Source organism: Microcystis wesenbergii NRERC-220, assembly GCF_032027425.1.
In the GTDB taxonomy this organism is placed as follows: Bacteria; Cyanobacteriota; Cyanobacteriia; order Cyanobacteriales; family Microcystaceae; genus Microcystis; species Microcystis wesenbergii_A.
Genome location: NZ_JAVSJA010000001.1, coordinates 677,881 through 691,017, shown reverse-complemented (window position 1 = coordinate 691,017; position 13,137 = coordinate 677,881). Strand labels below are relative to the sequence as shown.

Sequence of the window (13,137 nt, the reverse complement as noted above, 5' to 3'; positions counted from 1 at the left end):
GCATACATTATAGCAGTTCTTAGCCATAAATTACAATTTTTTATCAGGAGGAGGAGTCAATCGCCAGCGCACTAAAAAACTATCAATACTTTCTAAACATTCCAAGTCATCTTTAGGTAAATAAGAATCTTTTGACAAGAAAGAAAAAGCCTGCTGAAACTCTTGACTATCAGCTTGAATTGGACTAGCAAAATGACAAGGAATAACCTGTTTAATCGGCCATTGGCAAATTTTATCAACCCATTGACTCACCTCGTCAGTATTGCGATTAAGAATCAAAGTTTGCAAAATTGGCGCTACTATTAACCTCCCCTCGCGACGCAAATTTAAAAAAGTCCTTTGCCAATCATCACCCCATTGAAAAGGGAATAAACCAAAATAGGCTTTTTTACTCCTTTCCTTAGCATTAAAAGCATCTCGAAACACCTTAATCCAATTGGGAACAGCTAAAACAGGAGGTTGAAAATAAAGAGCAAAAAGACAAATTCTCTGCCAACCCCGACGGCGATTTTCTGGGGTATCCTCCACCAGATCCTTAGCACTATTTTTAGCGTGGAACAGGAGAGGATAGGGGTCTAATTCTAAAATAGCGGGAGGATTTTCTGGGATAGAAATAATGGCATCGGTTAGCAGCAGAGTTTGAGAGTAGTGATGAAAAAAAGCCACTTCCGAGAAGTATCCCACATTCAGATCGATTGCGGGTAAAATTTCATAACTAAAATCTTTTCCGAAAGGAGTGGTTGCCGAGTCAGCAGGTAAAATTTCTGTTCGTTTTGCCGGTAAACCCAACCAACTCAAAGGTAAATTAAGAGGAAAACTCCATTGATTAGGAGCAACATAAACTATAGCCTTAGGAAAATAACGGGCAAAAGGACCGACAAAAACCTTATGTTCAATCCCAGAAATCGTCGGCAAAATAATATATTTAACTTCCCCGTGTTCACCTTCCAACTCACGCATTAAGCGAATACATTCCGGAGTCGGGGCCACAGGTGCATAAACAAATAAACCCCCGGATGCTAACTTAATTACCGTCATGCGAATCGGCACGACCACATAAAAAATACCCTGCAATTGCTCAAATGTCCAGAGCGTATCTTTCACCACTTCTTGGCGAATTGTCCGTCTTTGACCGTAGGGATAAAGTGGTACAATTGGCCAAAAAGGCCATGATAAATCTTGCGGAGTTATTGCGGCTTTTGTCATCGTCTGATTCTATCGCTGAAAATCTCTATTTTAGTTATCATAAACCCTTCTAATCCCCATGACTAATAAACTGCCCATTGATTCTTTGGTCAATACTTGGAATAGTCTCACCGGGGAAGTGATGAAAAGACTCCCCATCGACCAGTTGACTAATACTGTCCTCCAGTGGTTTAGTGTTAGTGACACTCAAGTGGCGGAAATTTTAGAAAAAGTCCGTCAAGAATTACCCACCACCGAGGCGCTGTTAATCGGCAAACCGCAAACGGGAAAAAGTTCGATTATTCGGGGAATAACGGGAGTTTCGGCGGAAATCGTCGGGCAAGGTTTCCGTCCCCACACCCAAAACACCCAGCGCTACACCTACCCCGCGGAAGACTTACCCCTGTTGATTTTTACCGATACGGTGGGGTTAGGGGATGCCTATCAACACACAGACACGGTAATCGCGGAATTATTAGCAGATTTAGCCGAAAATACGGGACGGGCCCAGGTTTTTATCGTGACGGTAAAAATTAATGATTTTGCCACCGATAGCCTTCTGGAAATTACCAAACAACTGCGGCAAAAATATCCTAAAATACCCTGTTTACTGGCTGTCACCTGTCTTCATCAGCTTTATCCTCCTAATACCACCGATCATCCCCCTTATCCTCCCGATTGCGAGGATATCAATCGCGCCTATCAAGAAATTAAAGAAACTTTTAAGGATTTATATGACAATTCTGTGCTAATAGATTTTACCCTAGAAGAAGACGGTTATAACCCCGTTTTTTACGGTTTAGAGGCATTTAGAGACAATTTAGCCGATTTATTGCCAAAAGCCGAGGCTAACACCATCCACCAACTTTTAGATCGGGAAACCAGCAATAAATTAGGCAATCTCTATCGGGACGTGGCCCGACGCTATATGTTAGCCTTTTCCGTCATAGCGGCGACCTTGGCGGCGATTCCCTTACCCTTAGCGACTATGCCCGTTTTAACCGCCCTACAAGTGTCAATGGTGGGGGTTTTAGGCAAATTATACGGTCAAGTCTTAACCCCATCCCAGGCCGGTGGAGTCGTAAGTGCGATCGCTGGAGGCTTTTTGGCCCAGGCCATCGGTCGGGAATTGGTGAAATTTATCCCCGGTTTTGGCAGTGTTATCGCCGCTTCTTGGGCCGCCGCCTATACCTGGGCCCTAGGAGAGGGCGCTTGTGTCTATTTTGGCGATTTAATGGGGGGTAAAAAACCCGATCCTAAAAGGATTCAAATGGTGATGAAAGAGGCTTTTTCTGCTGCCCAAGAAAGATTTAAAAATGTCGCTACGGGAGGAGATAATTAAGCGGTATTCAAAGATTATAGCGGTAAGCGCTTGAGTGAGATACAGACCAAGCTTTGCCTAGCATGGTTTATAGCTTGTGACACTGTACCTAATACGACTGCACACCGCTATAAGCTAGTGAGGTACACATATTTTTCTTCCCTTTTGACTTTTGCCTCTTGCCTTTTGCCTAAAACCCATAACTTTTGTACCTCAGCAGACTGAAAAACGCTATATAGTCATTTCAAATAAATCTGATACACTCTAGAGCGATGGGAAAATATCTTAAGAATTTGTGGTATGTAGATATAGATTTGTCCAGTGTGCCAAAGTGAAATGACTAATAACAGTTATCAGTTAGACGTTTTCAGTGCAATACCGAAGGCACTGCCTAATACTGTGCCGAGCTTGTAGCCCACATTCCGCACCCTAAGTGTCACAACGTCTCAAAAGAGGAAGGGGCGTGAGTCATACTAAATCCAGTTATTAAAAACTGATTATTTATTCTCCCCTTTGCCTTTTGCCGTTCGGACCTCGGCGTGAGACTTCGGCGTGAGACTTCGGACGTTCGGCGAGCTCAGTCGAGCCGCGTGAGCTTTTGTCGAACGCTTTTGTCGAACGCTGATCTCACGGCCGAAGCCTGTTGCTTTTTGCCTGTCCTGATATGTAGCCTATACTCAACGGATTTAGTATCAAAATACTTATCTAGAGGAGTGAGTTGGCGGCAAGCTGCCGCCAACTAAGCCGAAATTTTCAGGGTTCCCCCGGTCATTCTCAATAAACAGTGCTTGTTGAGAATGACCGGTCCATCAGACTTAACATCTAGCGGGAGATGTTCGAGTTGCTCGCTTTGTTTTGTCACCCCTTGAAGTCAATCCATCTGGTCAAGATAAGAGATAATATTCCTGGCAAGGTTTGGGGAAAAATCTCAAAATGTTGCGCCTCTCGTCCGTTAAGTTGCTAATCTTTTGATTGTCTTGAATAGGTCGGAGATGAATTCCTTGGAAGCCCTGAAATATCCAGCGTAACGTCGGTCGGTCAGTCAACTTACCCAACGGATTTTTCAGTCCCGTCTCCTGCTGTTTTAAACTTAAACGAAGTTGTCTTTGACCAATAGTATAAACCAGCAGGCACAAGCCCCTTAGCCTGGCCAGGACCTCAATTCTCTGGGGAGATTTGAGAAAGACACTGTCGGCAAAAAAGCTGGGGTCTTTGAGAAAAGAAAATCCTCTTTCCGGAGCTTGTTGCCCTTTATATTTTTTGATAATATCCTCACTTTCAGACTTGAATTGGCCATTCATGGTCGAACAGCCCACTCGCCTAAGTTTTCCAACAATTCCTATTTTTTCATAATTAGGGGTCTCAAGACCCCCCTAGCGGACGCAGAGAAAATCCTCACCAGCTAAGTCTTTTTACTCAAGTCTCTAGACGGGGACAGCCAATGTGACAGTTGAGGATGCGGAATGTGGGTTACACGGATGTCGGCTGTACCTCAGTATGCCATAATGAATGTAGGAAAAGTATTGCAGACTACCAAATCATGCCAAATCCCAATTTCGATTCGGTGATTGATACGTTCACAATCGACGATCTGTTTTTTCTCCGTTATCAATATCGCGTCTACAAGGAATGGAACAACGATCCCCGTCTCGCCGTTCTGCCTGGCTTCAATCCGGGTGTGACGGGTGCCAAGGCCACCAGTGGCATCCGCTTTGTCGATGGCACGGATCAATTGCGTTACCAGGTGGGTGGCGGCATCACCCCCACCACGGCACCCTACCCCTTGTCCACCACAGATCCGAAATTCATGGCTGGGGGGACGGGCACGCTGTTTCGCCGTCTCACCAGCCAGAGCTTCACGCAAGCCACGGGTGGTTTCACGATCAACTTCCAGACGGGAGCGGTCGTCTACGACCAAAACTATACGCTTGATTACAGCCTTCGCGGCTATGCCAATCCCAGCAATCCCGACATCTTCGATGCCAGCCCCAGGCTGATCAGCAATCTGGTTTCCAATCAAAGCGGCAAGACAGCGCTGCAGGTGTTGGATGATCCCTACGCCAAGGAGTGGACCCAGGCCGGCACCCAGGCTGGCAAGCGGGTGAGCCAGAAAAACAACACCCGCCATGAAACCATTCTCACCGGTGGCAATGGGGTGAATGGCTCCAATACTGGAAATCCCCTGCCGAATTCAGGCTTTTTCGCCCTGTTTGGCCAATACAACGACCACGGCATGGATTTTCTCGCCAAGGGCAAGGATGGCAGCCTGCTGATCCCCCTGCTCCCTGGAGACAGCCTTTACAACCCTGGCTCGCCCACCAACTTCATGGCTCTCTCCCGCACCAACACGGTGCAGGTGGAGATCGGCGAGGGCAGCCGCGATGCCCTGGTGGCGGAGCTAGGCCTAGCGGGCTACAGCCGCCCCAGCCAATGGGATGTGGACAATGAGAACGCCGCCATCGGCACCAGCTTCACTGGCACCAGTGGGGGGACCTTGGTGCTCAATGAGCAGCTGATCGTGATCAATGCGGGCGCCACCCTCAACGATGTGGTGGCCACCATCAACAGCAAGGCGGCCTTCACCGGCGTGGTTGCCTCCACCACCACCAACGGCAGCAGCCAGAGCGTGCTGAAGCTCACCCCACGCAATGGCGAGAGCATCAACCAAACCTCCGCCTTTCTTGATCTCAACCAGGTCTATGGCTCGGTGGAGAGCCATGCCATTTTCATGCGGGAATACAAGGGCAATGGCGAACTCACGGGCCGGCTGCTCACCGATCCGCAAAACTCCACCGCCCGCTGGTTTGACCTGAAAAAGAATGCCGAGCGCATTGGCCTTACTTTGCGCGATCGCGATGTGCTGTCTGTGCCCCTGGTGGAGATCATCCCCCAAGGCCAGCCCAATGCGGGGCGCTATGCCTTTGTGGTGCTCGACAAGGTGTCGGGGCAGAAGAGCTACGTCTTTGATACGGCGGCCGTCACCTCCAATCAGGTGCTGGCCAAGGCCGGTTCAGCCTTTCTGATCGATCTGGCCAGTGACTGGAAAGGCTCTCCCCAGCCTGCTGGCAGCGATCCCTTCAAAGCCAACGGTGATCTGAAGGATCCCTCTCGGCTGAATCAACACGCTGTGGGCGGAGATGGGCGCCTGAATGAAAATATTGGTCTCACGGCAATGCATGAGATCTTTGTCACAACCCACAACAATATCCTGTCTCAGATTCAGGCCAATCTCGCCCAAAATGCCGGAAACAATGGTAATAACCAGGCCCTTTCCGGACAAGAGCTGTTTGAAATCGCCAAGCTGGCCAATGAAAACTTCTACCAACACCATGTGTTGCAGGAGTACGCGCGGCGCATTACCCCCAACCTGGGTGCATTCGCCGGTCCCAATGCGGGCAACAACAACAACGCCGGCTTCAATGCCAGCATCTTGGCGGAATTCGCCTCCAGCGCCTTTCGCTTCGGCCATTCCCAGCTCACCGAAACCGTGGCCCTCACCTCGGTGAACCAGCAAACGGGCCTGGCTAACCCCGGCGGGCAGATGGACATCCCGCTGCTGCAGGCCTTTCTCGCCCCCCAGCTCTACACGCGCGACACGGCAGGGCAGATCGCCGCGGGGATGAGCCAGCAGGTGGGCAACGCCACCGATGAATTCATCACCAACACCCTTCAAAACGCCCTGGTAGGCCTCCCCTTGGATCTGGGTGCCCTCAACATCGCCCGCGGCCTGGATACCGGCATCACGCCCCTCAATGAGGCCCGTCGCCAGATTCAAACCTACCTTCGTGGCGTGCGCACCTCTCCAGATGGGACCACCGGGTTGGTGCAGGCCAACAATGCCATTGACGCCAACCTGGCGGCCCTGGAGGCCAACCTGCGGCCCTATATCAGCTGGAAGGATTTTGGAGCCCATCTGCTTCATCCCGAATCGTTGAAGACGTTCATCATGGCCTACGCCCGCGATGCCATCCTCAGCGGCTATTCGGGCAATGCCGATCTCTCCTATTGGAATCAACTGCAAGCCAGTCCGGCTCCCGGCGCGGCAGCCACCTACGCCGCCGCCCTCTCCGCTGCGGCGGATTTGGCCATGGGGGATGACGCCTTCATGGGCCTGCTCTACAGCGGCAGCAGCACGGATGCCCTCAATCCCGCAGCGCCCGTGAACACGCCCAGCGGCAACCAGGACTTCCAAAAGATCTCCCTCTGGCTGGGTGGATTGGCAGAGGCCAAAACCCCTGGCGGTATGCTTGGCCCCACCCATGATTTCATCTATGCCTACCAGATGCAGCAACTGCAGCGGGGTGATGAGGCCTACTACCTGAGCAAGCTGGCTGCCACGGATCTGGTGGAGGAAATCAAGGGGAAGACGGTGGCCGACATGGTAATGGCCGCCACGGGAGTGAAGCATCTCTACCACAAGATCTTTGCGGTGAATGATGCTGATTATGAGCGATCCCTGCAGAGCTTCAACACCTATTCTTCTGAAGCTTTATTGCTTGGGGCCACTCAGACGGTGGTTGATATCACCGGAACTCAACGGTTGGTGGGCAGGGCTGGCTATGTGAATGGCGTGCTTGTCGGCAATGGTGGCAACTACCTTGATGCCCGCGGCGTGTTCAGTCCCAACGGGGAGGGCAAGGCCAGCGAGCTCTTTGGCGGCACCAGCGGCGCCGATCAATTCAAGGGCTTGGGTGGGGATGACTGCATGTGGGGCGATGCAGGCGCGGACACCTTCTGGGCCGGCGATGACAATGACTTTGTCGATGGCGGTGAAGGGGATGACACGATCTACGGTGAAAACGGCTTTGATATGTTGCGTGGGGATGCCGGCAAAGATCAGATGTATGGCGGCACCGGCAACGACGATATGTATGGCGGAGAGGGGAACGACAGCCTCTTCGGTGAGGATGGTGCCGATGATCTCAACGGCGGCAATGGCGACGACGTTGTCAGCGGCAGCCTCGGCAATGATCTGGTGAAGGGACAGGCTGGTAACGACACCCTCATCGGCGGCCAGGGGAACGACATCATCACAGGGGGTGGAGGAAACGATCTCTTCACCTTCAACGAAGCCCCAGGCCTCAATGGGGTGGATCAGCTGCGGGACTTCACCTCCGGTGTGGACAAACTGGTCTTCGACAAGATCGTCTACGCAGGCCTGAGCGGCTCCACCCTCACCGCGGCCCAGCTGCGGGCGGAGGCCGGGGCCACGGTGGCCACTACGGCGAACCAACGCTTCATCTACAACCTCTCCAACGGTGATCTGTTCTTTGATCCCGACGGCACCGGCGTTGTCGCGGCCACGCAGATCGCCAACCTGAACCGCTTCAATCCGGCCTTCCCCTCGGATGTGGCGTCGGCCAACGCGGTCTTCCCCAACCTGGTCAGCAGCGATTTCTTCCTGATGTGAGCGGCCCTGGAAGCGTAATAAATCATACTGGATTTTATTGCAATTGAGAATCAATTACGGCGGTTGCTTTATTCGTCTGGCACAGCTAATTCCTTATTGGATAAGCTTTTCCGCGTGGAGAATGTACCAGACTAATCCTGAATCCGCCGTAGTTATTGAGAATATGGAAGGCAATTATGAGCGTTTCAGAGACTACATTCTCAATAAGTTGCCACAAAATCTCGGCTTAATGAGAACCAGAAAATTTCAGGACTCACGGTTCGCTCATTTGAAAAGCGTTTAGCACATTGACACTCCCGTCGCTAAAAGCGAGGGATTCTTGGTTCCGCCGAGTTTCCTTAATCTGGCAGGACGTATCCAACATTCGCCAGGGGGGGGTTTCGGTATGCTCTACCGTACTTAGTCCTCTTTTCAGAATATTGATAGCGGCGTTAATGTCTCTATCTTCTACATAGCCACAATCGGGACAAATCTATGTTCTTGTAGATAGAGATTTAACGCGATGTGCAACTATATTTTTAGTCTTGATTTACAAGGCTTTCAGAAATTAGCAGAGATAAAGTATCCTCTGGAACCCTGATTCTGTCGTTTTTAGTTGCACATCGCGTGATTTAGGTACTTTTTGAGCACAATTAGAGCAATTTTGACTTGTGTTGTGAGGTGGTACGGCTACCGTAGCCTTACCATATTTAGGGTTTGCGGCAAAAAGTTTTTCGTGGGGGCAGGGTGTGGGCTTCGGCCGTGAGCTTTTGCGTTCGACAAAAGCTCACGCCGAGGTCCGAACGGGTGTAGGGTGTGGGGTGTAGGGTTTTACCCATTTTCAGGGAAAAAGTCCCGGAATTTTCCCCCCGATCCCTCCAATGGCTGGCACTTTTTGATGTCCAAAAAGTCTAAAAGTCTTACCCAACAAGGTTTTTAGATTTATTCAGCCAACCCTATCTCGATCGCATTTCCTATCAGCGCAAAATGAGTAAACGCTCGCTCCTCCCCCCATTGCCCACAGTTAAAAACGAAAGGAAAAAGGCAGTAAATCCGAGAGATTAAAACGATAATTTTGCTGGGTTCCACAGATAATAATCTCTGCTTTCGGCGCTAATTCGGCCATCCATTGACGACAGGCTCCGCAGGGAGTTAACTGACTAATATCATCCTTGTCCACCCCATCGATACAGGCTATAGCGATCGCCCGTACTTCTCGATCGCCCGCCGCGATTATTTGCGCTAAAGTTGCCCTTTCCGCGCACAAACTCAAGCCATAACTAGCGTTCTCTACATTAGTACCAGCATAAATCTTTTTATTTGTCAAGACCGCTGCCCCCACCCGAAAACGGGAATAGGGAGAATAGGAAAGTTTCGCCACTTCCCGAGCAGTGTCACAGAGTTGTTGTCTTTCTTGGTCAGATAGGGTCATCGGCTGCCGATAGCAGGGAGAGGGGAGAAAGGAGAAGGGAGAGGGGAGAAAAAAGCCGAATCCTGACTCCTAAATACTGACTCCTAACCCAATGGTAGATGTTGGATTGTTGCAGGAGTTCTATTTTCCGACAAAGATAAGCAAAAATTATTTATTGACTGCAAAAACTTGAGAATATTTAAATTAACATTCCGCAATATTTATAAAATCTTAAGAATTAATTGAGAAAGATTTTTATTTAACAACGATGTTATTATGGTAACAGCGATTTTACTGAATTTCATAATGGGGTATTCTGTGCTTTTTTGGGCAGCAGTGGTTGAAACCGTTGCCACACCTAGAAGGTGATCCTAATTAAGACGGGTAAATCAGTCAATTTCACCCACAACGATGATCTTTTTTTTATGTAGTTTTATTGCAAAAAAAAAGTTTTTTTGACAAAAAGCACAAAGTATGATATTCCCCAACGTATTTCTGGCTGCGAGTAATTATTGTAGAGAGGGGAGAAAAAAGCCGAATCCTGACTCCTAACTCCATCAACAAACTTTTTCAGCAAAACCTAACTTACCACTTAACATTTCCCTGACCATTTTAGCGGTAGCAGGGGCCAATAAAACCCCGTTACGGTAGTGTCCCGTGGCCAGAATAACGTTATCGTATCCGGGCAAATATTCGATGATGGGAGCGGATTTTTTCTCCGGTCGCGGTCGCTTACCGGACCAAGTACGCACGATCGCACCTGCAGCCAAAGAGGGACAAAAAGTGATCGCCTGTTGATACACTTGCTCTAATAGGGCAGTATCGGCGATAATTTCGCCCTTTTCGTCCATAAATTCCACCGTTGCCCCAATCCAGTATTCCGATCCAGCCAAAGGCAGAATATGCAGGTCATTTCCTGTTAAAATCGGCTTAAAATCGGAACTTTCTAGGGGTTGCGTCAATTTTATCTGTAAAGCTTGCCCTAAAACCGGTCGGATATCCACTGGATGGGTAAGAGTTTCGGTTAAAGCAGTGGCACCGATTCCCGCACAAAGAACCAAAAAGTCAGTTTCCTCTATACCATTGGAACTATAAACCTGGGTGCATTGCCTCAAATTAGAGCCTTGAAGCCCTGTCTTGCCGAAATTTTCCACTTTTAACCCAAATTGACATTTTACCCCCCTTCTTGCCGCAGCAGCGACGAGAGCCTCCGTCAGCAGGACCGGGTTAATTTGACGATCCCTGGGAGAATAGATAGCACCCTGGAGATGCTCCCCGGCCACCTGGGGACATTTTTGCTTCAAAGTCTCTTTATCCCAGATTTCTAGACAATATCCCTGTTCTTGGCGGATTTGGGCTAACTTGCGCCAATTTTCTTCGTCTTCGGCACTCGATCTCAGTAGGACAATACCATCACGGTTACAGGGAATAGTCAGTCCGGTGAGGGATTCTAGCTCAGGAAGGAGGGTTTCGTAACGTTTTAAACTTTCTTGCCGCAGTTTCCAGGCTCTACCTTTAGTTTTATGGCTGATAATACCCATTAAAATCCCTAAAGCTGCCCCGGTTGCTCCTTGTCCCGGTTTTTTTTCATCGATGAGGGTAATTTCTAATCCTTCGATGGCGCTTAATTCGTAGGCAATGGTGGCCCCCACTATCCCCGCACCGATGATGACAATTTTAGTCATAAACTCCAGAGGCTATTTTTCTAGTGGGAATAGGACTAAAAAAGGGTTGAACCGGTTTCAACCCCGATAATTAATTACAGAACCCGGAAAATAAAAGGATAACGGAAAACCTTATAGGCATCTTTCCAGACTTGCAGGATAGCAAGAATGGGGAGAACAATATTCACCACAGCAAGAATCGGTAAGAGCAAATAACCGATTAAAACCCAAACTAGAATCCCGGCAATTAGGTAGTATAACCACATATTCAGGTGAAAGTTTAAAGCTTCTTTGGCGTTTTCCTTCACCGTTCCATCATCAGAAATGAAATAAATAGCTAAGGGAATCCCCACCGATACCAGCGTAGCACTCAAAAAGATCGAGGCATGACAAGCCACGGATAGGAGTCTTTTTTTGGTTAAATCTTCACTCATGACCATCGGGTTTATCCCCCTAAAATTGGCGGAGAAAGCGGATATCACTATTATAACAACGGCGAATATCGTCTATCTCATGTAATACCATAGCAAATCTTTCCACACCAAAACCGGCAGCAAAACCCGTATAGATTTGGGGGTCATAACCGACTGCTTTTAAGACATTGGGATCCACCATACCACAGCCCATCACCTCCAACCATTTGCCTTTCCACTGCACATCTACCTCGGCCGAGGGTTCGGTAAAAGGGAAGTAGGAAGCGCGGAATTTAACCGGTAAATCAGCCCCAAACATTTGCTTAAGAAATTCTTTAATTGTTCCTTTCAAATCCGTAAAGGTTAATCCCCGGTCCACCGCTAATAATTCCACTTGATGGAAAACCGCAGAATGGGTTGCATCCACGGTATCGCGACGATAAACACGGCCCGGGGCCACAATCCGAATCGGGGGTTCGTGACTTTCCATGTAGCGAATCTGCACCGGAGAGGTATGGGTCCGCAATAAACGACCATCCCTCAAGAAAAAAGTATCCTGCATATCCCGGGCCGGATGGTCAGCAGGGATATTTAAAGCCTCAAAATTATAATAATCGGTTTCTACCTGCGGCCCAGTGGCGATGGTGTAACCCAGACCGACGAAAATATCGATCATGCGATCAACTGTGCTATTTAAGGGGTGAATTCGCCCTAAAGGACGGCTAAGAGCAGGTAGGGTGACATCGAGGGTTTCCGCCGCTAATTTCGCCTTAATTTGGGCATTCTGGAGACTTTCTCGCCGGGATTCCAGCAGCGATTGTACTAATTCTTTTACCTCATTAGCGATCGCACCGAGGCGCGGTCTCTCTTCGGGGGTTAATTTGCCCATTTCGCGTAAAATCTGCGATAATTCTCCTTTCTTACCGAGATAATTCACCCTTAGCTGTTCTAAGTCTTCTAGGGTTGTTGTTTGTTCGATGGAATTTTCCGCTTTCCCTGCCAGGGTTTTTAGGGCAGTTTCGATCGGATGGGGGGATAAACTCATAATTAGGGCATTTTATAGGGCAGCATTCTAGTCTAGTTTATCTGCTCGGGTGGCGGGAGAGGCAGAATCGATCAAAGCTAATAGCTATGTGCTAGGATGGGAGTCGAGAATAAAAGTCGGCACTGCGGCTCGTTGTCAGTATTAATGGTCAAAGCGTTTCTGTTTAGTATTGGTTCAGCTAGTTCCCGAAATCTTCGTTCTCTACAAATCTGTTGTTTTTATCTGTGCAAGGATAGGTTTTATGTCAATTTATGTTGGTAATCTCCCCTTCGAGGTTGACCAAGAAGACGTAGTGGAGGTTTTTACCGAATATGGTAAAATCAAGCGCGTTCACCTCCCCATGGATCGGGAAACGAAAAGAAAACGCGGGTTCGCTTTCGTGGAAATGGAAACCCCAGAGCAAGAATCGGCCGCTATTGCCGCTCTTGACGGCGCTCAATGGATGGGACGAGAATTAAAAGTCAATCAAGCTCGTGAAAAAGAACCCAGATCTTCCTTCGGTGCTGGCGGCGATCGCAATCGGGAGCGTCGCTACTAATCCCCGACCGTAACCATTCTAGGTTATCGGAAATTTGGGTTGAAAACCCCGTCCTTTTAGGACGGCTTTGTGCGAGAATGTTTGTCGGTGGTTCCGAGCGTGAGAACGTGAGGAAACAGGTTAAACGTCCTACTCCGTGATCTCAAAATTTCTAACAGTCAATGGTGTTCA

At 48.9% G+C, this 13,137-nt stretch carries 8 protein-coding genes and 2 pseudogenes; 3 read left to right on the top strand and 7 right to left on the bottom strand.

Going from position 1 to position 13,137, the window contains the following annotated elements:
• Positions 1-30: 30 nt before the first annotated feature.
• Complete coding sequence (locus RAM70_RS03485; protein ID WP_312672309.1) at positions 31-1,206, bottom strand: DUF4336 domain-containing protein; 1,176 nt, start codon at positions 1,204-1,206, stop codon at positions 31-33.
• A 58-nt stretch (positions 1,207-1,264) separates the two neighbouring features.
• On the opposite strand from RAM70_RS03485, the gene RAM70_RS03480 reads away from it, so the two are divergent.
• A complete protein-coding gene (locus RAM70_RS03480; protein ID WP_045361161.1) occupies positions 1,265-2,527 on the top strand; it encodes a YcjF family protein in 1,263 nt (420 codons plus the stop codon).
• A gap of 863 nt (positions 2,528-3,390) precedes the next feature.
• Here the strand turns inward: RAM70_RS03480 and RAM70_RS03475 are convergent.
• Positions 3,391-3,783: pseudogene (locus RAM70_RS03475) on the bottom strand (IS1634 family transposase); the annotation flags it as partial.
• A gap of 263 nt (positions 3,784-4,046) precedes the next feature.
• Between RAM70_RS03475 and RAM70_RS03470 the strand changes: the two are divergent.
• Entirely contained in the window at positions 4,047-7,916 is a 3,870-nt protein-coding gene (locus RAM70_RS03470; protein ID WP_288000760.1) for a peroxidase family protein, read from the top strand.
• A gap of 253 nt (positions 7,917-8,169) precedes the next feature.
• Here RAM70_RS03470 and RAM70_RS03465 read toward each other — a convergent pair.
• The 5 genes and pseudogenes from RAM70_RS03465 to pheS all read right to left on the bottom strand — a co-directional run.
• Positions 8,170-8,412 (bottom strand): annotated as a pseudogene (locus tag RAM70_RS03465) (zinc ribbon domain-containing protein); the annotation flags it as partial.
• A 507-nt stretch (positions 8,413-8,919) separates the two neighbouring features.
• Positions 8,920-9,327, bottom strand: coding sequence for a cytidine deaminase (gene cdd, locus RAM70_RS03455; RefSeq protein WP_045361157.1), 408 nt, complete (start codon positions 9,325-9,327; stop codon positions 8,920-8,922).
• Between the two features lie 536 nt (positions 9,328-9,863).
• Positions 9,864-10,991 carry an NAD(P)/FAD-dependent oxidoreductase gene (locus RAM70_RS03450; RefSeq protein ID WP_312672304.1) on the bottom strand — a complete coding sequence of 376 codons (1,128 nt, stop codon included), beginning with the start codon at positions 10,989-10,991 and terminating at the stop codon, positions 9,864-9,866.
• A 74-nt stretch (positions 10,992-11,065) separates the two neighbouring features.
• Entirely contained in the window at positions 11,066-11,410 is a 345-nt protein-coding gene (locus RAM70_RS03445; RefSeq protein WP_080754337.1) for a DUF4870 domain-containing protein, read from the bottom strand.
• Between the two features lie 13 nt (positions 11,411-11,423).
• Positions 11,424-12,428, bottom strand: coding sequence for a phenylalanine--tRNA ligase subunit alpha (gene pheS / locus RAM70_RS03440; protein ID WP_045361152.1), 1,005 nt, complete (start codon positions 12,426-12,428; stop codon positions 11,424-11,426).
• Between the two features lie 241 nt (positions 12,429-12,669).
• Between pheS and rbp the strand changes: the two genes are divergently transcribed.
• Complete coding sequence (rbp, locus tag RAM70_RS03435; RefSeq protein ID WP_045361151.1) at positions 12,670-12,966, top strand: RNA-binding regulator; 297 nt, start codon at positions 12,670-12,672, stop codon at positions 12,964-12,966.
• Positions 12,967-13,137: the final 171 nt, after the last annotated feature.

Bases quoted from the DNA above. Each gene is read 5' to 3' on its own strand.
- pheS (WP_045361152.1), bottom strand. From the start codon at position 12,428: ATGAGTTTATCCCCCCATCCGATCGAAACTGCCCTAAAAACCCTGGCA.
- RAM70_RS03445 (WP_080754337.1), bottom strand. From the start codon at position 11,410: ATGGTCATGAGTGAAGATTTAACCAAAAAAAGACTCCTATCCGTGGCT.
- RAM70_RS03485 (WP_312672309.1), bottom strand. From the start codon at position 1,206: ATGACAAAAGCCGCAATAACTCCGCAAGATTTATCATGGCCTTTTTGG.
- RAM70_RS03450 (WP_312672304.1), bottom strand. From the start codon at position 10,991: ATGACTAAAATTGTCATCATCGGTGCGGGGATAGTGGGGGCCACCATT.
- rbp (WP_045361151.1), top strand. From the start codon at position 12,670: ATGTCAATTTATGTTGGTAATCTCCCCTTCGAGGTTGACCAAGAAGAC.
- cdd (WP_045361157.1), bottom strand. From the start codon at position 9,327: ATGACCCTATCTGACCAAGAAAGACAACAACTCTGTGACACTGCTCGG.
- RAM70_RS03480 (WP_045361161.1), top strand. From the start codon at position 1,265: ATGACTAATAAACTGCCCATTGATTCTTTGGTCAATACTTGGAATAGT.
- RAM70_RS03470 (WP_288000760.1), top strand. From the start codon at position 4,047: ATGCCAAATCCCAATTTCGATTCGGTGATTGATACGTTCACAATCGAC.